Below are 21,470 nucleotides of genomic sequence, written 5' to 3' on the forward strand. Positions count from 1 at the left end.
TTCCCTTTAGTCGATGACTTTCGGAACCAGATACAGGCCGTTTTCGACCGCTGGTGCGATGGACTGGTAGGCCTCGCGGTTATTGGTCTCGGTCACAACGTCGGCGCGCAGGCGCTGACTGGCTTCCAGCGGGTGGGCCAGAGGCTCGATTCCGTCGGTATTAACAGCCTGCATTTCGTCGACCAGACCGAGAATGCTGTTGAGGGCGGAAGTAATGTGTGGAAGATCGGCATCATTGAGGCCAAGGCAGGCCAGATGAGCGATTTTTTCCACGTCGGAGCGTTCTAGCGCCATCGGGATTCTCCTGTGGAAAACAGAACGGACGGCGTCCGTGTGTTAGATTGTCGGAACACTACCGCACTTCTACGGTCATAAGGCCGCGATTGTGGGGCTTGGTGCACAGAAAAGCGGCCAATTTAACATATTGGCGCCTTGCCCAAAATCCCTGTCGTTGTTAGAGTTTGCCGCACTTTTTTACCCACGCGTTGCCTAGGGTCCCTTTCCCATGTTCAAGAAACTGCGTGGCATGTTTTCCAGCGATCTTTCCATTGACCTGGGCACTGCCAACACCCTTATTTACGTGCGCGAGCGCGGTATCGTCCTGAATGAGCCATCGGTTGTGGCCATTCGGACACACGGTAACCAGAAAAGTGTCGTCGCTGTCGGCACCGAAGCCAAGCGCATGCTCGGCCGTACGCCGGGCAACATTGCTGCCATTCGTCCGATGAAGGACGGCGTGATCGCCGACTTCAGCGTCTGCGAAAAGATGCTGCAATACTTTATCAACAAGGTTCACGAAAACAGTTTTCTGCAGCCCAGCCCTCGTGTGCTGATCTGCGTTCCATGCAAATCCACTCAGGTTGAGCGTCGCGCCATCCGTGAATCGGCCCTCGGTGCCGGTGCCCGGGAAGTATTCCTGATCGAAGAGCCGATGGCCGCTGCCATCGGTGCCGGCCTGCCGGTGGAAGAAGCACGCGGTTCGATGGTGGTCGATATCGGTGGCGGTACCACTGAAATCGCATTGATCTCCCTGAACGGCGTGGTTTATGCCGAATCCGTACGTGTGGGCGGCGACCGTTTCGACGAAGCGATCATCACCTACGTGCGTCGCAACTACGGCAGCCTGATCGGTGAATCCACCGCTGAGCGCATCAAGCAGGAAATCGGCACGGCCTACCCGGGCGGCGAAGTTCGCGAAGTCGACGTTCGCGGTCGCAACCTGGCCGAAGGCGTTCCTCGCGCATTCACCCTGAACTCCAATGAAGTGCTGGAAGCTCTGCAAGAGTCGCTGGCAACCATCGTTCAGGCCGTGAAAAGCGCGCTGGAGCAGTCGCCGCCGGAACTCGCGTCCGACATCGCCGAGCGTGGCCTGGTGCTGACCGGTGGTGGCGCGCTGCTGCGTGACCTCGACAAGCTGCTGGCGCAGGAGACGGGTCTGCCGGTGATCGTTGCCGAAGATCCGCTGACTTGCGTTGCTCGCGGCGGTGGCCGTGCGCTGGAAATGATGGATAAGCACACCATGGATCTGCTTTCGAGCGAGTAAGTTGCCGATCGCAATACGTGGGTGAACGCACAGGCAGCACTTTGCAGTGCTGCCTGTTGGCGTTTATCTTCTGTCAGTCTTCATCCAGGCCGGTTTGATGCCGTATGAATAAACAGAACATTTGCCTGGGAGGAGCGGCTTATTAAACCGCTTTTCACCAAAGGCCCTTCGTTGGGCGTGCGCCTGTTGGTGCTGGCCGTGCTGTCGGTCGCGCTGATGGTGGTCGATGCACGTTTCGACCTGCTCAAGCCCGCGCGTAAACAAGCGTCGCTGGTGCTCATGGATGCCTACTGGATCACCGATCTGCCCGGCAGATTGTGGGAAGGGGTCGCCAGTCAGTTCGGCAGCCGCACCGAGCTCGTCGCCGAAAACGAAAAACTCAAGACCGAAAACCTGCTGCTGCAGGGGCGCATGCAAAAGCTTGCCGCCCTGACCGAGCAGAACGTTCGGCTGCGCGAGTTGCTCAATTCCTCTGCGCTGGTCAATGAAAAGGTCGAAGTGGCCGAGCTGATCGGCATGGACCCCAACCCCTTCACCCATCGCATCATCATCAATAAAGGTGAGCGCGATGGCGTGGTCCTCGGTCAGCCGGTGCTCGATGCGCGCGGGCTGATGGGCCAGGTGGTTGAGTTGATGCCCTACACCTCGCGTGTATTGCTGTTGACCGACACCACCCACAGTATTCCCGTACAGGTCAACCGCAACGGTCTGCGAGCGATTGCCAGCGGCACCGGCAACCCGGAACGTCTGGAGTTGCGCCATGTCGCCGACACTGCGGATATCAAGGAAGGCGATTTGCTGGTCAGCTCTGGCCTCGGTCAGCGATTCCCGGCCGGTTACCCAGTGGCCACGGTGAAGGAAGTCATCCACGATTCCGGCCAACCGTTCGCGATTGTCCGTGCCGTGCCGACCGCCGCGTTGAATCGCAGCCGCTACCTGCTGCTGGTGTTCAGCGACAGCCGCACCGCCGAAGAGCGCGCCAACGAAGCCGCCCAGGCTCAGGAACAGCTCGATGCCCACGGTGGCGGTCCGATGTTGCCGGTCAACATACCCAAGCCCTTGATCATGGCCACACCGGCGGCCCCGGCTGCTGCGCCAGCCAGCGAAGCGGCGGCGCCCGCAGCCGCGCCTGCCGCCACACCTGCCAAGCCTGCGGCGAGCAAACCGCCCGCCGCCGCCAAACCACCGGCCGCGACAAAGCCACCGGCGAAACCGCCAGCCACCACCGGGGGACGAGAATAATGGTCGGGGCCAAAGCTTCGGGGAATGGCTGGATGATCTGGCTGACGTTCGTCATCGGCATCCTGCTCAGTGTGTCGCCGTTGCCGATTTTCATGGAAATCCTGCGCCCGCTCTGGCTGGCCTTGCTGGTGACGTTCTGGGCGTTGTACATGCCGCACACGGTCGGCATGGTCACGGCGTTCTGTCTGGGTCTGGCCGAAGACGTGCTGCAAGGCGATCTGCTCGGGCAGAACGCGTTGATCCTCACACTCATTACTTTCCTGGTGCTGTCGTTGCAGCAGCGTCTGCGCATGTTTCCGATGTGGCAGCAGTGCCTGGTGATCCTGGTGATTTTCGGTCTCGCGCAATTGGCCCAATTGTGGCTCAGCGCCCTGACCGGCAACCGCCAGCCAACCCTCGCCCTGGTCTTGCCGGCGTTGGTCAGTGCCTTGCTCTGGCCGTGGGTCAGTTTCGCCCTACGCGGATTGTGCCGACGCTACAGAATTTACTGAGCCGGTGAAGCAGGGCACTGAACAGGGAGATGTTTTGATGAAGCCGCTTTACCTCGCCTCCGGATCGCCGCGCCGGCGTGAATTGCTCACGCAGATCGGCGTGGCGTTCACCGCCATCAGCGCGGACATCGACGAAACCCCTTTAGCCGAAGAATCGCCCTCGGCCTATGTCGAACGCCTCGCACGCGGCAAGGCTGAAGCCGGGCGCCGCAGCGTCGTGTCCGCTCAGAGCTTTTGCGTGTTGGGTGCCGACACCGCTGTGGTGCTCGACGGCAAAATTCTTGGCAAACCGGTGGACGAAGCCGACGCATGCGCCATGCTGATGATGTTGTCCGGCAGAGAGCATGAAGTGCTGACCGCCATCGCCGTGCTCGAAGGCGAACGCTGCGAGTCGCGGGTGGTGCGCAGTCTGGTGCGCTTTCGCCCGATCAGCCGCGAGGAAGCCGCCGCCTACTGGGCCAGCGGCGAACCGCGAGACAAGGCCGGCGGTTATGGCATTCAAGGCCTCGGCGGGGTGTTCGTCGCCGGCCTCAATGGCAGCTACTCGGCCGTGGTCGGTCTGCCCGTTTGCGAAACCTGCGAGGTGTTGGGCCATTTCGGCATACCCTGTTGGCAAAACCTGAGCGCGTCATAAGCGTCGTACCCATCCAGATGCGGCCATTATCGTGAACATGCCTGAACGAGATCCTGCCATGAGTGAAGAGATTCTGATCAACATCACGCCGATGGAATCGCGCGTGGCGGTGGTCGAAAACGGTGTGCTGCAAGAAGTCCACGTTGAGCGCACGCAAAAACGCGGGATCGTCGGCAACATCTATAAAGGCAAGATCGTGCGCGTACTGCCGGGCATGCAGGCCGCATTCGTCGATATCGGGCTGGACCGTGCGGCATTCATTCACGCTGCGGAAATTTCCCTGCGCGAAGGCCCGGCGGTCGAGAGCATCAGTTCGCTGGTGCACGAAGGCCAGAGCCTGGTGGTGCAGGTGACCAAAGACCCGATCGGTTCCAAAGGTGCGCGCCTGACCACGCAACTGTCGATCCCGTCGCGCTATCTGGTGTACATGCCACGCACGGCCCATGTGGGCATCTCGCTGAAAATCGAAGACGAAGCCGAGCGCGAACGCCTCAAGCAGGTGGTCAGCGACTGCGTGGCCAAAGAAGGCATCAAGGAAGCAGGCGGCTTCATTCTGCGTACCGCGGCCGAAGGTGCCGGCGCTGATGAAATCCTTATGGACATCCGCTACCTGCGACGCCTGTGGGACCAGATCAACGAACAGATCAAAACCATCTCCGCGCCGAGCGTGATCTACGAAGACCTCGGCCTCGCGTTACGGACCCTGCGCGATCTGGTCAATCCGAAGATAGAAAAGATCCGCATCGATTCCCGGGAAACCTTCCAGAAAACCACACAGTTCGTCGCTGAACTCATGCCGGAAATCGCCGATCGCCTGGAGCACTATCCGGGCGAGCGGCCGATTTTCGATCTGTACGGCGTTGAAGACGAAATCCAGAAAGCCCTCGAGCGCAAGGTGCCGCTGAAATCCGGCGGCTATCTGGTGGTCGATCCGGCGGAAGCCATGACCACCATCGACGTCAATACCGGGGCGTTCGTCGGCCATCGTAATCTCGAAGAAACCATTTTCAAGACCAACCTCGAAGCGGCGACCGCGATTGCCCGGCAACTGCGCCTGCGCAATCTGGGCGGGATCATCATCATCGATTTCATCGACATGGAAGATGAAGAGCACCAGCGTCAGGTATTGCGTACGCTGGAAAAGCAGCTGGAGCGCGACCACGCCAAGACCAACATCATCGGCATCACCGAGCTGGGCCTTGTGCAGATGACTCGCAAGCGCACCCGCGAAAGCCTCGAGCAAGTGCTCTGCGAGCCGTGCAGCAGTTGTCAGGGCCGGGGCAAACTGAAAACCGCGGAAACCATCTGTTACGAGATCTTCCGCGAGATCCTGCGCGAAGCGCGTGCCTATCAGGCCGAGGGCTATCGGGTGCTGGCCAACCAGAAAGTGGTTGATCGCCTGCTCGACGAAGAATCCGGTAACGTCGCCGAGCTTGAAGGGTTCATTGGCCGCACCATACGCTTCCAGGTGGAAACCATGTATTCCCAGGAACAATATGACGTGGTGCTGCTCTGAACCCCTGCATCACCCTTAATCCAACGCGGCTGGCCTCAGCTTTTCGCAGTATTTTTGCCATGGGAGCCACCTGACATGGAGCGTCTGACACGCATTCTGGCCGCACTCACCCGTTGGGGGCTGGGCCTGTGCGCGTTGGTTCTGGTGTTGATGGCGTTGTATGTCAGTCTCGGCCGCGAACTGACCCCCCTTGTGGCCGAATACCGTACCGATATCGAAGACAAGGCCAGCGCTGCCCTCGGCATGCCGTTGCAGATCGGTGAGCTGGAGGGCAACTGGAGCGGTTTTGCGCCGATCCTGCTGGCGCATGACGTGATGGTCGGCAGCGGCGCCAATGCGCTGCGTCTGGACCGGGTCCGCGCGGTGCCGGATCTGTGGGCCAGTCTGCTCGCCCGCGAAGTACGCATCGCGCATCTTGAATTCAATGGCCTGAAGATCAGCCTCAAGGAAGGCGAAGACGGCCAGTGGTCGCTGGAAGGCCTGCCGGTGCACAACGATCAGCCGTTCGATGCCGCGCAACTGTTCCAGCGTTCGCAGATGATTCAGCAGCTGTCGATACTCGACAGTCAAGTCACCCTGCAACCGCTCGATCACCCGCCGATGACCCTGACCTATGTCGGGTTCAATCTGAAGACCGGCGCCAGTCGCCAGCGTCTCGATGCGCGCCTGACCTTGCCGGACGGCCAGCCTGTGGCGCTGAACCTGCGTGCGCGGCTGCGGCCCGATCAATGGCAGAACAGCACGGTCGACGGTTACGCCAGTCTGCCGCAGAGTGACTGGTCGAAGTGGCTGCCCGAGCGCCTGACCCAACAATGGAATTTTTCCGAGATCAAGGCCGGAGGCGAGCTCTGGGTGAACTGGGCCGAGGGCACCCTGCAAAGCGCGGCGTTGCGCCTGAATGCCCCGCAAATCACCGGCGCCTACGCCGAGCGCAAGCCGATCCAGATCAACAATCTGGCGCTCAACGCCTACTACCGCAACAGCGCCGAGGGCGCGAGCGTGATCCTCGATTCGCTGGCGATGAGCTTCGGCGAAACCCGTTGGGAATCGCGCGTGCAGGTGCAGCAGACCCGCGCGACCGACAAGGTCGAAGAGCTCTGGCATTTGCAGGCCGATCGCCTCGACCTGACGCCGCTCACCCCGTTGCTGAACGCGCTGGGGCCGTTGCCGCAGGGTTTCGCCACGGTCGTCGAGCGGCTCAAGGTGACTGGCGGCTTGCGCAATGTTCTGCTGGACTTCCGCCCGAACGCCACCGACGGCACCAAATTCGGCTTTGCTGCCAATCTGGATAACGTCGGTTTCGATGCCTATCACGGCGCACCGGCGGCGCGAAATGTCAGCGGCAGCCTGAGCGGCAATCTCGACGGCGGCGAGTTGCGTCTGGACAGCAAGGACTTTGTCCTGCATCTGGACCCGATCTTCACCAAGCCCTGGCAATACCTGCAAGCCAACGCGCGGTTGACCTGGAAACTCGACAAGGACGGTTTCACCCTGATTGCGCCGTACCTGAAGGTGCTGGGCGAGGAGGGCAAGATCGCCGGTGACTTCCTGATTCGCCTGCACTTCGACCACAGCCAGGAAGACTACATGGACCTGCGTGTCGGCCTGGTCGAGGGCGACGGTCGTTACACCGCTAAATATCTGCCGGCAGTGCTCAGCCCGGCGCTCGACGAATGGTTGCGCACGGCGATTCTCAAAGGCGCGGTCGATCAGGGCTTTTTCCAGTATCAGGGCTCGCTGAGCAAGAATGCCGGGGAAGCCGATCGCAGCATCAGTCTGTTTTTCAAGGTGCACGATGCCGAACTGGCCTTTCAGCCGGGCTGGCCACATGTGAGCAAGGTCAGTGGCGATGTGTTCATCGAGGACAGCGGCGTGCGGATCTGGGCCGACAAAGGCCAGTTGCTGGACACTCAGGTCAGCGATGTCTTCGTCAATATTCCCCATGTGCCGGCGGGGCAAAACACCCACCTGTTGCTCGATGGCGCATTTGCCGGTGGTCTGGGCGACGGGCTGAAAATCCTGCAGGAAGCGCCGATCGGCACGGCCGACACGTTTGCCGGTTGGGAAGGCGCGGGTAACCTTACCGGCAAGCTCAAACTCGACGTGCCGCTGGCCAAGGGCGAGCAACCGAAGATCCTTGTCGACTTCAAGACCGCCAACGCCCGCCTGAAACTGGCCGAGCCGAAACTGGAGCTGACGCAACTCAAAGGCGATTTCCGCTTCGACAGCGCCAAAGGCCTGAGCGGGCAGAACATCGCTGCGCGGGCGTTCGACAAACCCGTCACCGCGCAGATATTCGCCGATGGCAGCCCCGGCAAGCTCAAGACCCGGGTCGCTGCGACGGGGCAGGTCGAAGTCAGGAAACTCACTGACTGGCTGGGCGTGACCCAGCCGTTGCCAGTGTCCGGGACGATTCCCTATCAGTTGCAGTTGAATCTGGACGGCGTCGACAGTCAGTTGATGGTCAGCTCGAATCTCAAAGGCGTGGCGGTGGATCTGCCGGCGCCGTTCGGCATGGCGGCGGATGTCGGGCGCGACACTGTATTTCGCATGACCTTGCAGGGGCAGGAGCGTCGTTATTGGGTCAATTACGATCAACTGGCCAACTTCACCTTTGCAGCGCCGCCGAGCAATTTTGCCGAGGGCCGTGGCGAGTTGTTCCTCGGTGCCGGCGAAGCCGTGCTGCCGGGCGCCAAAGGCTTGCGCGTTCGTGGCGTGCTGTCGGAACTCGACGTCGCGCCCTGGCAGGATCTGGTCAACCGGTACGCCGGGCAGGATCCGGGCGGCAGCGCCAAGCAATTGCTCAACAGCGCTGACTTCAAGGTCGGCAAGCTCACGGCAATGGGCACAACTCTGGATCAGGCATCGGTTCAGCTCAATCGCAAGTCTGCGGCATGGAATCTGGCCCTCGACAGTCAGCAGGCCAAAGGCACGGCGAGCCTGCCGGACGCCAAAGGCGTGCCGATCGCGGTCAATCTGCAATACGTGAAACTGCCGGCGCCGGACCCGGCGGTACAGGCTGACGAAAATGCGCCTGATCCACTGGCTTCGGTCGATCCGACGAAAATTCCGGCGCTGGATATCACTCTCAACCAGCTGTTCCTCGGCCCCGATCTGGTCGGTGGCTGGTCGCTGAAAATTCGCCCGACCGCCAAGGGCATCGCCCTGAACAATCTCGACATGGGCCTCAAGGGCATTCTGTTGCAAGGCAACGGTGGCTGGGAAGGCGCGCCGGGTTCGACCAGCAGTTGGTACAAGGGGCGTATCGGCGGCAAGAATCTCGCCGACGTGCTAAAGGGCTGGGGTTTTGCGCCGAGCGTGACCAGCGAAGAGTTCCACATGGACGTCGACGGCCGCTGGCCGGGTTCGCCGGCCTGGCTGGCGACCAAGCGTTTCTCCGGGACGCTGGATGCCTCGCTGAACAAGGGCCAGTTTGTCGAAGTCGAAGGCGGCGCACAGGCCCTGCGGGTGTTCGGTCTGCTCAACTTCAATTCGATCGGCCGCCGTCTGCGCCTGGACTTTTCCGACCTGTTCGGCAAAGGCTTGAGTTATGACCGGGTCAAAGGCCTGCTGGTGGCAAACAATGGCGTATATGTGACGCGTGAGCCGATTCGCCTGACCGGCCCGTCGAGCAACCTCGAACTGGACGGTACCCTCGATCTGGTTGACGACAAGGTCGATGCGAAATTGCTGGTGACCTTGCCGGTGACCAACAACCTGCCAATTGCCGCGTTGATCGTCGGCGCACCGGCAGTCGGCGGTGCTTTGTTCCTGATCGACAAACTGATCGGCGACCGTGTAGCGCGCTTCGCCAGTGTCAAATACACGGTCAAAGGCCCATGGAAAGAGCCGAAAATCACTTTCGACAAGCCTTTTTGAACGGCCCGGCCTTGAAGCGATGGAGTAGCATGGCCAAATACCTCGTTGGGAGTTCGCCATGTCTTTAGCGGTGATTCAAATGGTCAGCCAGAGTGACGTGCTGGCCAATCTGGCTCAGGCCCGGCGCCTGCTCGAACAGGCCGCGGCCGGCGGCGCGAAGCTGGCGGTGCTGCCGGAGAACTTCGCGGCGATGGGCCGTCGCGATGTCGCTGATATCGGTCGCGCCGAAGCGCTGGGCGAAGGGCCGATCCTGCCATGGTTGAAACAGACCGCCCGCGACCTCACCTTATGGATAGTGGCCGGCACGTTGCCGTTGCCGCCGGCGAATCAGCCGACGGCCAGGGCGCATGCCTGCTCGCTGCTGATCAATGATCAGGGCGAAATCGTTGCCCGCTACGACAAGCTGCACCTGTTTGATGTGGATGTCGCCGACAATCGCGGACGTTACCGCGAATCCGATGACTATGCTTATGGCGGCAATATAGTGGTGGCCGACACGCCGGTAGGACGGCTTGGTCTGACGGTATGTTACGACTTGCGTTTCCCCGAGCTGTACAGCGAATTGCGTGCGGCCGGTGCCGAACTGATCAGCGCACCGTCGGCGTTCACTGCGGTGACCGGTGCGGCGCATTGGGAAGTGTTGATTCGCGCGCGGGCCATCGAGACGCAGTGTTATCTGTTGGCTGCGGCGCAGGGTGGGACTCACCCGGGGCCGCGAGAAACCTTCGGCCATGCAGCGATCGTTGACCCATGGGGACGTGTGCTGGCCAGCCAGGATCAAGGCGAAGCGGTGTTGTTGGCCGAACGCGACATTAATGAACAAGCGTCCATCCGGGCGCGCATGCCGGTGACGAATCATCGGCGGTTTTTCTCGCAGGGCGCTCAGCGGCCTGCTTCAGAACACGAATTTAAGGCGTAAACCCATGAGCGAGTTGTTGTCCTCAGTCAGTGATCACCTGTTGGCGCCCGGCGGCGTGACGATCGAGAGCCTGCAAGGCGTGCTTGGCGATCTGGCCGGCCCCGGCATCGATGCCGCCGATCTGTATTTCCAGGGCCAGATTTCCGAGTCCTGGGCGCTGGAAGACGGCATCGTCAAGGAAGGCAGCTTCAACCTCGACCAGGGGGTCGGCGTACGTGCGCAGTCCGGTGAGAAAACCGGTTTCGCCTACAGCAACGCGATCACCCTCGAAGCCCTTGGCGCCGCTGCCCGTGCGGCGCGCTCGATCTCCCGCGCCGGGCAGAACGGCACGGTGCAGGCGTTCAGCACTCAGGATGTCGCGCAACTGTACGCTCCGGACAATCCGCTGGAAGTGCTCAGTCGCGCCGAGAAGGTCGAGCTGCTCAAGCGTATCGACGTGGCTACGCGCGCGCTCGATCCGCGTATCCAGCAGGTCAGCGTGAGCATGGCGGGGGTCTGGGAGCGGATTCTGGTGGCGTCCACTGACGGTGGCCTGGCCGCTGATGTGCGGCCGCTGGTGCGCTTCAACGTCAGCGTCATCGTTGAGCAGAATGGCCGTCGCGAGCGCGGCGGGCATGGTGGTGGCGGGCGTACCGACTACCGCTATTTCCTCGCCGAAGACCGCGCCATGGGCTACGCCCGTGAGGCGCTGCGTCAGGCGCTGGTCAATCTGGAAGCGATTCCGGCACCGGCCGGCACCCTGCCGGTGGTGCTGGGTTCAGGCTGGTCCGGCGTGCTGCTGCACGAGGCGGTCGGTCATGGCCTGGAAGGCGATTTCAACCGCAAGGGCAGTTCGGCCTACAGTGGGCGCATGGGCGAAATGGTTGCGTCGAAGCTGTGCACCATCGTCGACGACGGTACTTTGAGTGGCCGCCGCGGATCGCTGAGTGTCGACGACGAAGGCACACCGACCGAGTGCACCACGCTGATCGAGAACGGCGTGCTCAAGGGTTACATGCAGGACAAGCTCAACGCGCGTCTGATGGGCGTGGCCCGCACCGGTAACGGTCGTCGCGAGTCCTACGCGCATCTGCCGATGCCACGCATGACCAACACTTACATGCTCGGCGGCGAAAGCGATCCGGCGGAAATCATTGCCTCGGTGAAAAAAGGCATCTATTGCGCCAATCTCGGTGGCGGTCAGGTTGACATCACCAGCGGCAAGTTCGTGTTCTCCACCAGCGAGGCGTACCTGATCGAGGACGGCAAGATCACTGCGCCGGTCAAAGGCGCGACGTTGATCGGCAACGGTCCCGAGGCGATGAGCCGGGTGTCGATGGTCGGTAATGATCTGGCGCTGGACAGCGGTGTCGGCACGTGCGGCAAGGATGGGCAATCGGTGCCGGTAGGTGTTGGCCAGCCGACGCTGAAAATCGATGCGATCACCGTGGGTGGCACGGGCGCATAAGAAGTGATGGAGCCTCGGGTGGCGCGCAGGGCGGCCACCCGGTGGCGAAGATCAGCGCAGGCCGCGTTGAGTTTCGTCCAGCTCACGGATGTACTTGAAGATCTTGCGGCTGGAAGCAGGAGGTTTGTTTTGCGCAACCTCGTGCTGAGCCTGACGGATCAGGGAACGCAATTGCTGGCGATCGGCGTCCGGGTACTCGACGACGAATTTCTCCAGCACGGCGTCATCGCCGCCGATCAGGCGGTCGCGCCAGCGTTCGAGATTGTGGAAACGCTCGTTGTACTGGCGGGTCGAGGCATCGAGTTGATCGAGCAAGGTCAGAATCGCGTCAGTGTCCTGATCGCGCATCAGCTTGCCGATGAACTGCAGGTGCCGTTTACGCGCGATGTTCGCGGTGTGCTTGGGCGCATCGGCCAGCGCCCGGCGCAGGGCGTCGGTCAATGGCAGTTTTGCGATCAAGTCAGGCTTGAGTGTGGTCAGGCGCTCGCCGAGGTCAACCAGAGCATGCAGCTCGCGTTTGACCTGAGATTTGCTTTTTTCTCCCGTATCGAGGGAGTCGTCGTAAGAATCAACCATGGTGGCAGTCCGCAAAGAAACGCCGCCATGATAACCAGTCGGGGGCCGCTTGTCCGGCCCGGTCGCTCGATGGCCCCAGCCGAAAGCAGAATTTGAGTGGAGATGAGCATGAGTGCAGTTCAAAGCGTCGGCCCGCAGGCATTGCCGGCACTGCAGGAACAGGTCGAGCAGATCATCGCCGAAGCCAAGCGTCAGGGCGCCAGTGCCTGCGAAGTGGCGGTGTCGCTGGAACAGGGTTTGTCGACGTCGGTGCGCCAGCGCGAAGTCGAAACGGTCGAGTTCAACCGTGATCAGGGCTTTGGCATCACCTTGTACGTCGGCCAGCGCAAGGGCTCGGCCAGCACCTCGGCGACCGGCCCGGACGCCATTCGCGAGACTGTCGCCGCCGCGCTGGCCATCGCCAGACACACCTCCGAAGACGAAGCCTCGGGCCTTGCCGATGCGGCGCTGATGGCCAGGGAGCAGCACGATTTCGATCTGTTCCATGAGTGGGATATCACTCCGGAGCAGGCGATCGAGAAGGCCTTGCTGTGTGAAGCGGCAGCATTCGATGCCGACGCGCGCATCAAGAACGCCGACGGCACCACCCTCAGCACCCATCAGGGCTGCCGCGTGTACGGCAACAGCCACGGCTTCATCGGCGGTTACGCTTCGACCCGGCATAGCCTGAGTTGCGTGATGATTGCCGAGGCTGACGGGCAGATGCAGCGTGATTACTGGTATGACGTCAATCGTCAGGGCACGCTGCTGGCCGATCCGGTGAGCATCGGCCAAAAAGCCGCACAACGGGCGGCGAGCCGTCTTGGCGCGCGTCCGGTGCCGACTTGCGAGGTTCCGGTGCTGTTTTCCGCCGAGCTGGCGGGTGGTCTGTTCGGCAGCTTTCTCTCGGCGGTGTCAGGCGGCAGTCTGTATCGCAAATCTTCGTTCCTCGAAGGCACGCTGGGCCAGAAGCTGTTCCCGGAGTGGATGACCATCGATGAGCGTCCGCATCTGATGCGCGCCATGGGCAGCGCTTCGTATGACGGTGACGGTCTGGCGACGTACGCCAAACCGTTCGTCGAGAACGGCGAATTGGTCTCCTACATTCTCGGTACTTATTCCGGCCGTAAACTCGGTATGCCGAGCACCGCCAACGCGGGTGGCGTGCACAACCTGTTCGTCACCCATGGCGATGAAAACCAGGCGGCGCTGTTGAAGCGCATGGGCCGTGGACTACTGGTCACCGAGCTGATGGGCCATGGTCTGAACATGGTCACCGGCGACTATTCGCGCGGTGCGGCAGGTTTCTGGGTCGAGAACGGCGAGATTCAGTTCGCCGTGCAGGAAGTGACCATCGCCGGCAACATGCGCGACATGTTCAAGCAGATCGTTGCCGTCGGTAATGATCTGGAGCTGCGCAGCAACATCCGCACCGGTTCGGTGTTGATCGAACGGATGACCGTCGCGGGTAGCTAAACCCCGGTCCGCTAAGCGAAAAGGCGCGTCATCCGCACTGGATGACGCGCCTTTTTTATTGCTCTCGCCACAGACCCGTTGTGGGAGCGAGCATCTCCATAGCTGACACGCTTGTGTTGCGTCTTATTATCATTTAATAATCAATCCCATCTGGTCGTTGGAAGAGCTACTCAACCCTTGCAAGCTCACCGCCGGCGGCGTGTAAACCCCGCAACCGCTTTGGAGGCTCACCATGGAGCACTGGAAACGCACGATCGAACGGGCCAATCGCTGCTTCATGCTCGGCGAATTGATCGACGCCCGTGAGGCTTACCTGCAAGCGCTGGCCCTGGCGCAAGTGTTGTTCGAGCGCTGGGCGGACGCCGACGAAGCGGTGGCGGCTTGCGTCATCTCCCACCACAACCTCGCGGATCTGCACCTGCGTCTGAATCAGCCCGAGGAGAGCGCCGAATATATGTGCGCCATCCATCAGCGGCTGCTGCAGACCATGCAGGACGAACGGCTGCGCCCGGCCCTGCGGGAAGCAGCATTGCGTCAAAGCAGCAAGACCTACGTCGAGCTGCTGAATTTCATCAGCGAGCACGGCGAATACCCGCGCACCCAACGCCTGCTGCACCCGGATACCGGCAATGCACGCCGCGCGCCTGCTTCACACCACTATGGAGTCCACTGAAATGGCTTTTACCTTGCCTGTCTTGCCTTATGCCTACGATGCCCTGGAACCGCATATCGATGCGCAGACCATGGAAATCCACTACACCAAGCATCACCAGACGTACATCAACAACCTCAACGCTGCCGTAGAAGGTACGGAATATGCCGAGTGGCCGGTGGAGAAACTGGTCGCCAGCGTCCAGCAACTCCCGGAAAAACTGCGGGCGGCGGTGATCAACCAGGGCGGCGGTCACGCCAACCACTCGCTGTTCTGGGAAGTCATGGTGCCAGGCGGTGGCGGCAAACCGGATGGCGCGCTGGCCAAGGCTATCGATGAGCAATTGGGTGGGCTCGACAGTTTCAAGGAAGCGTTCACCAAAGCGGCGCTGACCCGTTTCGGGAGTGGCTGGGCCTGGCTCAGCGTCACCCCGGAGAAGAAACTGATCGTCGAAAGCAGCGGCAATCAGGACAGCCCGCTGATGAACGGCAACACGCCGATTCTCGGTCTCGATGTCTGGGAGCACGCCTACTACCTGCGCTACCAGAACCGCCGCCCGGAATACATCAATGCATTTTACAACGTGATCAATTGGCCCGAAGTCGCGGCGCGCTATCAGGCCGCACTGGTTTAAGCCTTCTATAAAAAACATCCAGGGCAGATTATGGGCACGGAGACACTGGCGACTGGCAGTGGGCGAATGTTTCGTTACGCAGTGGGATCGCTGTTGCTGTTGGCGGGCATGACCTTGCTGGTCGCTCACGGGCTGCAATGGCTGAATCTGGAACCGCGCCTGCTGCGTGCATTGCAGGGCGGTGCTCTGTGCGCGCTCGGCACGGCGCTTGGCGCGGTGCCGGTGCTGGTCATCCGGCGGATGCCGCAGGCGCTCAGCGACACCTTGCTGGGGTTTGGCTCCGGGGTGATGCTGGCGGCAACCGCGTTTTCGCTGATCGTGCCGGGCATCGCGGCCGCCGAAGGTCTCGGTCTGACCCCTTGGGGCGCCAGTGGCCTGATCTGCTTCGGCATCCTGCTCGGCGCGTTTGGCCTGTATCTGGTCGATCGCAAGGTTTCCGGCGCTTCTCCTGAAATGCTCGTTGGCACCCTCGAGCGCCCGGTGATCCCGCCGCGGATCTGGCTGTTCGTTTTTGCCATCATTGCTCACAACATTCCGGAAGGCATGGCCGTCGGCGTGTCCGCCGGCGGCGGCATGCCGGATGCCGACAGCCTGGCCATGGGCATCGCTTTGCAGGATGTGCCGGAAGGTCTGGTGATCGCACTGGTATTGGTCGGGGCGGGGATGTCACGGGTGAGGGCGTTTCTGATCGGCGCGGCGTCAGGTCTCGTCGAACCGGTGTTTGCACTGCTTTGCGCGTGGCTGGTCAGCCTCGCGCAGATGTTGCTGCCATTGGGGCTGGCGCTGGCGGCCGGGGCGATGTTGCTGGTGGTGACCCACGAAGTGATCCCGGAGTCGCGACGCCATGGTCATGACAAACTCGCGAGTCTGGGTTTGCTGATCGGGTTTTGTCTGATGATGGTGATGGATACCGCGTTGGGTTGAGTTGTCGCGACGAGGAATGCTCCGTCGCAAAAGGCTTATTCACCCTCATCGAAGTAGTTGTTGATCAGCGCCACCAAGGCGTCCATGGCTTCCTCGGCTTGTTCGCCTTCGGTGCTCAAATGAATTTTGGTGCCCTTGCCTGCCGCGAGCATCATCATCGCCATGATGCTTTTACCATCGACCGTGGTCTCGGGTGTACGGCCTACTCTGATCGTAGTCTCCGGAAACTTGCCCGCCACGCCGACAAACTTGGCAGACGCTCGGGCATGCAAACCGAGTTTGTTGATGATTTCGATTTCACGAGCAGGCATCGCGGTGTGGATCCTTTAGGTGAGGTCGCGGTGGCGGACCTGGACGTTTTTCAAGGTTTTCTGCAGGGCCTGACCCAGACGTTCGGTCAGGTAGACGGAGCGGTGATGCCCGCCGGTACAGCCAATGGCAACGGTCACATAGGCGCGATTACTGGCAGCAAAGCGCGGCAGCCACTTGTGCAGGTAGGCGTAGATGTCCTGGTACATTTCCTCGACATCCGGCTGTTGCGCCAGATACTCGGCAACCGGTGCGTCGAGACCGGACTGCTCGCGCAACTCCGGCTTCCAGTACGGATTGGGCAGGCAGCGAACGTCGAAGACCAGATCCGCATCCACCGGCATGCCGCGCTTGAAACCGAATGATTCGACCAGAAACGCCGTACCCGGCTCAGGCTGATTCAGCAGGCGCAACTTCAAAGTGTCGCGCAGCTGGTACAGGTTGAGATGGGTGGTGTTGATCTTCAAGTCAGCCAGGTCGGCGATCGGGCCGAGCAGGGCGGTTTCATCGTGAATCGCCTCGGCCAGTGAACGATTGGCGTTGCTCAACGGATGGCGACGGCGCGTCTCGGAAAAACGCTTGAGCAGGGTCTCTTCGTCGGCGTCCAGGTACAGCACATCGCACTGGATATGCTTGGCACGCACCACTTCGAGCAATTCGGGGAAACGCGACAGATGACTCGGCAGATTGCGTGCATCGATCGACACCGCGACGAGCGGCTGCGCCAGTTCGGTGTGGATCAGCGCACGTTCGGCCAGTTCCGGCAGCAAACCGGCCGGGAGGTTGTCGATGCAGTAGTAGCCGTTGTCCTCAAGGACATTCAGCGCGGTACTCTTGCCCGAGCCCGAGCGGCCACTGACGATGATCAAGCGCATGATTAATGCCCGTTCTGCTCGTCCAGTACAACCTGGTACAAGGCTTCGTTGCTCGGTGCGCTGCGCAGTCTTTCACGCACTTCCTTGCGATCGAGCATGCTGGCGATCTGGCGCAGCAGTTCCAGGTGTGCATCGGTAGCAGCTTCCGGGACCAGCAGCACGAACAGCAGGTCTACCGGGGCGCCATCGATCGCGTCGAAATCGATCGGGGCTTCAAGGTGCATCAGCGCACTGATCGGGGCGTCGCAACCCTTGAGGCGGCAGTGGGGGATGGCGATGCCGTTGCCAAAACCGGTGGAACCGAGTTTTTCACGGGCGACCAACGCCTCGAAGACATCCTGCATCGCCAGATCCGGCACTTCGCGGTGGATCAGGTTGGCAATCTGTTCGAGGGCTTTTTTCTTGCTGCCGCCCGGCGCGTTCACTTGGGAACGGCCGGGGGTCAGGATGGTTTCAAGTCGGATCATGGATGAGGGTGTTAACGACCGGTCGCGCCCTGGAGGAGGCTCTGGGTCTTTTCCTTATGCTTTTTGAGTTGGCGATCCAGCTTGTCGGTCAGCAGGTCAATGGCGGCATACATGTCGTCGTGCTCGGCATTGGCGACTACTTCTCCGCCGGGAATATGCAACGTGGCTTCGATTTTCTGCTTGAGCTTCTCGACATTCAATATGACTTGCACGTTGGTGATCTTGTCGAAATGCCGCTCCAGCCGGTCGAGTTTCTCGCCGATGTAGGTGCGCAGAGGTTCGGTCACTTCCAGTTGGTGTCCACTGATGTTGACTTGCATACAGCTTCTCCTTCGTTGCCAGTGCATAAAGCGGCAGGCCGAAAAGCCTGCCACTGGAACGCTGTAACGTGGCTTACATCAACCGCTTGCGTTCGCTCGAAGGCGCGATTCCGAGGGATTCGCGGTACTTGGCGACGGTGCGGCGAGCCACCTGAATGCCTTGTGCCTCCAGTAAACCAGCGATCTTGCTGTCACTCAACGGCTTTTTCTGATTTTCCGCGGCAACCAGTTTCTTGATGATCGCGCGGATCGCCGTGGACGAGCATTCGCCGCCTTCGGAGGTACTCACGTGGCTGGAGAAAAAGTATTTCAGCTCATAAATACCGCGCGGGGTATGCATGAATTTTTGTGTGGTCACTCGGGAAATCGTCGATTCGTGCATGCCCACCGCCTCGGCGATGTCATGCAGGACCAGCGGTTTCATGGCTTCGTCGCCGTACTCCAGGAAGCCGCGCTGATGCTCGACGATCTGCGTGGCGACTTTCATCAGCGTTTCGTTGCGGCTCTGCAGGCTTTTGATGAACCAGCGAGCTTCCTGAAGCTGATTGCGCATGAAGGTGTTGTCGGCGCTGGTGTCGGCGCGTTTTACGAAACCGGCGTACTGAGCGTTGACGCGTAGACGCGGTACCGATTCCTGGTTCAGCTCGACCAGCCAGCGCTCGTTGTCCTTGCGCACGATGACGTCAGGTATGACGTATTCGGCTTCGGTGGACTCGATCTGCGAACCCGGTCGCGGATTGAGGCTCTGCACCAGTTCGATGACCTGGCGCAGCTCGTCTTCCTTGAGTTTCATGCGCCGCATCAGCTGACTGTAGTCGCGGCCGCCAAGCAGGTCGATATAGTCGCTGACCAGGCGTTTGGCCTCTGCCAGCCATGGCGTTTTTGCCGACAACTGGCGCAGTTGCAACAGCAGGCATTCGCTGAGGTTGCGTGCGCCGATGCCCGCGGGCTCGAACTGCTGGATGCGGTGCAGGACGGCTTCGATTTCGTCCAGTTCAATGTCCAGTTCCGGGTCGAAGGCGTCGAGGATTTCTTCGAGGGTTTCGTCCAGGTAGCCCTGATTGTTGATGCAATCGATCAGGGTCACGGCGATCAGGCGATCGGTGTCGGACATCGGTGCGAGGTTCAACTGCCAGAGCAAATGGCTCTGCAGGCTTTCGCCGACGGAAGTGCGGGTGGTGAAATCCCACTCGTCATCATCGCTGCTCGGCAGACTGCTGGCGCTGGTCTGGTAAACATCCTCCCAGGCCGTGTCTACCGGAAGCTCGTTGGGGATGCGCTCGCTCCATTCGCCATCGTCGAGATTGTCTACCGTCGGCGCGGCTTCCTGGTAAGAAGGTTCCTGAATGTCGGTGTTGGGCTTTTGCTCGACGTTGTCGGCCAGCGGATCGGAATTGTCGAAGTCGTCGCCTTCTTCCTGGCGTTCGAGCATCGGGTTGGATTCCAGAGCCTCCTGGATTTCCTGTTGCAGATCCAGGGTCGACAATTGGAGCAGGCGGATGGCCTGTTGCAGCTGCGGTGTCATCGTCAGCTGCTGGCCCATTCTCAAGACTAGCGATGGTTTCATGGCAGGGGCTTAACACCTTATTCGCCGGCGCTATGCGCCATCCACTACAGGGCGCCGAAGCGCCAAACTTAAGCAAATTATATGCCTGAAACTGAAGTGTTTGCCTAGAGCGCTGTAACAATTAAGCGCTATAAAAAACGGCTTGATCGATACAGCACCCGCGCAGCTTGTCGAACAGCTCGCGCTTACAGGCGGAACTCGTGACCCAGATACACTTCCTTCACCAGATCGTTGGCCAGGATAGTCTCGGCGTCACCTTCGGCGATCAATTGACCGTCGTTGACAATGTATGCGGTTTCGCAGATATCCAGCGTCTCGCGCACGTTGTGGTCGGTGATCAGCACACCGATGCCTTTGGCTTTGAGATGGTGAATGATCTGCTTGATGTCGCCAACCGAGATCGGGTCGACACCGGCGAACGGCTCGTCGAGCAGGATGAATTTCGGTGCGGTGGCCAGGGCGCGGGCGATTTCCACCCGGCGGCGCTCACCACCCGACAGGCTCATGCCGAGGTTGTCGCGAATGTGGCTGATGTGGAATTCCTGCAGCAGGCTCTCCAGCTCTTTGCGGCGACCGGCCTTGTCGAGTTCCTGACGGGTCTCGAGGATGGCCATGATGTTGTCGGCCACCGACAGTTTGCGGAAGATCGACGCTTCTTGCGGCAGATAGCCGATGCCGGCTTTGGCGCGGCCGTGCATTGGCTGGTGGCTGACGTCCAGATCGTCGATCAGCACGCGACCCTGATCGGCCTGCACCAGACCGACGATCATGTAGAAGCAGGTCGTCTTGCCGGCGCCGTTCGGGCCGAGCAGGCCGACGATCTGGCCGCTGTCGATCGACAGACTGACGTCCCGCACGACCTGGCGGCTTTTGTAGGCCTTGGCCAGGTGCTGAGCTTTCAGAGTTGCCATTACTGGGTTTTCTCGTCGGTTTTCTTCTTCGGCTGGATCACCATGTCGATGCGCGGACGCGCCTCGGTGACCTTGCTGCCGGTAGCGCGACCGGCGCTGGCGAGTTTCTTCACGGTGTCATAGACGATTTTCTCGCCTTGCGTCGTGTTGTTGTCCTTGTCGACCACTTTGGCTTTGTCGATCAGGACGACGCGATTCTGCGCGGCGTGGTACTGGATCGTCACGCCCCAGCCTTGTACAGGCTTGGTGTCGCCGGCGGTCTGCAGCTGTTCGAAGTAGGCCAGGTTGCCGACCGAAGTCACCACATCGATGTCACCGGCCTGAGTGCGGGTGATGGTCACCGTGTTGCCTTTAACGATCATCGAGCCCTGAGTGATGATCACATCACCTTTGTAGGTCGCGATGCCGTTCTTGTCGTCCAGTTGGGCGTCGTCGGCCTGAATGCGGATAGGTTGCTGCTGATCGTTCGGCAGAGCCCAGGCGCTCACGCTTCCCAGTGCTGCGCCCAGACTGAGCAAAATAGGGAGGGTTTTAACGAGCCTCATACTGTCCTCTTACGTTCGATTGCAGGTGTATCCTGCTGTCCTTCAGGTACGCTTTCATTCCGACGCCAGTCGACACACCGCCAGCGCCCTCGATTCTAACGGGTTGCGCGGTCTGCGCATATTCCTGCTGCGGGAACACGGTCATGCGGGTGCTGGTGATCAGGGTGTCGCGTTTCTTTTCGTCGGTGCGCTTCACGCGCACAGAGTCGATCAGTTCCACTTCGGTGCCGCCGGAATTCACTTCGCCGCGCTCACTGGTCACGTGCCACGGAAAGTCCGTGCCGCGATACATGTTCAGGTCGGGTTTGGTCACCAGCGTGATGTCGGTGGCCTTGACGTGTTCGGCCTTGTCCGAGGTCATCTCGTATTGCACCTTGCCGTCGGGCAGGTACTGAATGGTATGCGTATTGGTCGCGTACCAGTCGATCGGATTCTCGGCGGTCGAGACCGGCGGCTTGTCGAGAAAGCGTTCCGGGCTGATGTTCCAGTAGCCGACCGCGGCGAAAATCGCCGCGATGCAGCCGAACAGCAGGAGGGTGCGAAATTTTTTACTGAACATGGCTT

At 60.7% G+C, this 21,470-nt stretch carries 22 protein-coding genes; 12 read left to right on the plus strand and 10 right to left on the minus strand.

Annotation, left to right across the window (positions count from 1 at the left end; genetic code table 11):
• Positions 1-6: 6 nt before the first annotated feature.
• A complete protein-coding gene (gene gatC, locus ACYYKW_RS15970; RefSeq protein ID WP_007976465.1) occupies positions 7-294 on the minus strand; it encodes an Asp-tRNA(Asn)/Glu-tRNA(Gln) amidotransferase subunit GatC in 288 nt (95 codons plus the stop codon).
• Positions 295-505: 211 nt separating this feature from the next.
• Between gatC and mreB the strand changes: the two genes are divergently transcribed.
• The 8 genes from mreB (at position 506) to tldD (ending at position 11,671) form a co-directional block, all read left to right on the plus strand.
• A complete protein-coding gene (mreB, locus tag ACYYKW_RS15975) occupies positions 506-1,543 on the plus strand; it encodes a rod shape-determining protein MreB (RefSeq protein ID WP_002555108.1) in 1,038 nt (345 codons plus the stop codon).
• 189 nt (positions 1,544-1,732) lie between these two features.
• Entirely contained in the window at positions 1,733-2,785 is a 1,053-nt protein-coding gene (mreC, locus tag ACYYKW_RS15980) for a rod shape-determining protein MreC (RefSeq protein WP_418951618.1), read from the plus strand.
• Complete coding sequence (mreD, locus tag ACYYKW_RS15985) at positions 2,785-3,276, plus strand: rod shape-determining protein MreD (RefSeq protein ID WP_090281766.1); 492 nt, start codon at positions 2,785-2,787, stop codon at positions 3,274-3,276. The genes mreC and mreD overlap by 1 nt, the downstream gene beginning before the upstream one ends.
• Before the next feature lie 37 nt (positions 3,277-3,313).
• Positions 3,314-3,910, plus strand: coding sequence for a Maf family protein (locus ACYYKW_RS15990; RefSeq protein WP_090281767.1), 597 nt, complete (start codon positions 3,314-3,316; stop codon positions 3,908-3,910).
• Positions 3,911-3,968: 58 nt separating this feature from the next.
• Positions 3,969-5,426 (plus strand): ribonuclease G, encoded by a 1,458-nt coding sequence (rng, locus tag ACYYKW_RS15995; protein ID WP_090281768.1) that lies wholly within the window; start codon positions 3,969-3,971, stop codon positions 5,424-5,426.
• A 75-nt stretch (positions 5,427-5,501) separates the two neighbouring features.
• Positions 5,502-9,305 carry a YhdP family protein gene (locus ACYYKW_RS16000; protein WP_464990532.1) on the plus strand — a complete coding sequence of 1,268 codons (3,804 nt, stop codon included), beginning with the start codon at positions 5,502-5,504 and terminating at the stop codon, positions 9,303-9,305.
• A gap of 58 nt (positions 9,306-9,363) precedes the next feature.
• Entirely contained in the window at positions 9,364-10,224 is an 861-nt protein-coding gene (locus ACYYKW_RS16005; protein WP_093104684.1) for a carbon-nitrogen hydrolase family protein, read from the plus strand.
• 4 nt (positions 10,225-10,228) lie between these two features.
• Entirely contained in the window at positions 10,229-11,671 is a 1,443-nt protein-coding gene (gene tldD / locus ACYYKW_RS16010) for a metalloprotease TldD (RefSeq protein ID WP_093104683.1), read from the plus strand.
• 51 nt (positions 11,672-11,722) lie between these two features.
• Here tldD and yjgA read toward each other — a convergent pair whose 3' ends face one another.
• A complete protein-coding gene (yjgA, locus tag ACYYKW_RS16015) occupies positions 11,723-12,247 on the minus strand; it encodes a ribosome biogenesis factor YjgA (RefSeq protein WP_090281772.1) in 525 nt (174 codons plus the stop codon).
• A 102-nt stretch (positions 12,248-12,349) separates the two neighbouring features.
• Here yjgA and pmbA point away from each other — a divergent pair, with 102 nt between their 5' ends.
• The 4 genes from pmbA (at position 12,350) to ACYYKW_RS16035 (ending at position 15,912) form a co-directional block, all read left to right on the plus strand.
• Positions 12,350-13,702, plus strand: coding sequence for a metalloprotease PmbA (pmbA, locus tag ACYYKW_RS16020; RefSeq protein ID WP_464990533.1), 1,353 nt, complete (start codon positions 12,350-12,352; stop codon positions 13,700-13,702).
• A 232-nt stretch (positions 13,703-13,934) separates the two neighbouring features.
• A complete protein-coding gene (locus ACYYKW_RS16025) occupies positions 13,935-14,375 on the plus strand; it encodes a hypothetical protein (RefSeq protein ID WP_090281774.1) in 441 nt (146 codons plus the stop codon).
• Position 14,376: 1 nt separating this feature from the next.
• On the plus strand, positions 14,377-14,988 hold the full coding sequence (locus ACYYKW_RS16030) for a superoxide dismutase (protein ID WP_093104680.1): 612 nt from the start codon (positions 14,377-14,379) through the stop codon (positions 14,986-14,988).
• Between the two features lie 30 nt (positions 14,989-15,018).
• Complete coding sequence (locus ACYYKW_RS16035) at positions 15,019-15,912, plus strand: ZIP family metal transporter (RefSeq protein ID WP_464990534.1); 894 nt, start codon at positions 15,019-15,021, stop codon at positions 15,910-15,912.
• 35 nt (positions 15,913-15,947) lie between these two features.
• Here the strand turns inward: ACYYKW_RS16035 and ACYYKW_RS16040 are convergent, their stop codons facing one another.
• The 8 genes from ACYYKW_RS16040 to lptC form a co-directional block, all read right to left on the minus strand.
• Complete coding sequence (locus ACYYKW_RS16040) at positions 15,948-16,223, minus strand: HPr family phosphocarrier protein (RefSeq protein WP_090281777.1); 276 nt, start codon at positions 16,221-16,223, stop codon at positions 15,948-15,950.
• Between the two features lie 15 nt (positions 16,224-16,238).
• Positions 16,239-17,096 carry an RNase adapter RapZ gene (gene rapZ, locus ACYYKW_RS16045; protein ID WP_090281778.1) on the minus strand — a complete coding sequence of 286 codons (858 nt, stop codon included), beginning with the start codon at positions 17,094-17,096 and terminating at the stop codon, positions 16,239-16,241.
• Positions 17,097-17,098: 2 nt separating this feature from the next.
• Complete coding sequence (gene ptsN / locus ACYYKW_RS16050) at positions 17,099-17,563, minus strand: PTS IIA-like nitrogen regulatory protein PtsN (RefSeq protein WP_093104677.1); 465 nt, start codon at positions 17,561-17,563, stop codon at positions 17,099-17,101.
• An 11-nt stretch (positions 17,564-17,574) separates the two neighbouring features.
• Entirely contained in the window at positions 17,575-17,883 is a 309-nt protein-coding gene (gene hpf, locus ACYYKW_RS16055; protein ID WP_090281780.1) for a ribosome hibernation-promoting factor, HPF/YfiA family, read from the minus strand.
• 73 nt (positions 17,884-17,956) lie between these two features.
• On the minus strand, positions 17,957-19,450 hold the full coding sequence (locus ACYYKW_RS16060; RefSeq protein WP_093104675.1) for an RNA polymerase factor sigma-54: 1,494 nt from the start codon (positions 19,448-19,450) through the stop codon (positions 17,957-17,959).
• Positions 19,451-19,635: 185 nt separating this feature from the next.
• A complete protein-coding gene (lptB, locus tag ACYYKW_RS16065) occupies positions 19,636-20,361 on the minus strand; it encodes an LPS export ABC transporter ATP-binding protein (RefSeq protein ID WP_008085069.1) in 726 nt (241 codons plus the stop codon).
• Positions 20,361-20,906 carry a lipopolysaccharide transport periplasmic protein LptA gene (lptA, locus tag ACYYKW_RS16070; protein WP_090281782.1) on the minus strand — a complete coding sequence of 182 codons (546 nt, stop codon included), beginning with the start codon at positions 20,904-20,906 and terminating at the stop codon, positions 20,361-20,363. The genes lptB and lptA overlap by 1 nt, the downstream gene beginning before the upstream one ends.
• Positions 20,893-21,465: an LPS export ABC transporter periplasmic protein LptC gene (lptC, locus tag ACYYKW_RS16075; RefSeq protein WP_464990535.1), complete on the minus strand. Its 573-nt coding sequence runs from the start codon at positions 21,463-21,465 to the stop codon at positions 20,893-20,895. The genes lptA and lptC overlap by 14 nt, the downstream gene beginning before the upstream one ends.
• Between the last annotated feature and the right edge of the window lie 5 nt (positions 21,466-21,470).

It is taken from the genome of Pseudomonas sp. 15C (genome assembly GCF_055484735.1).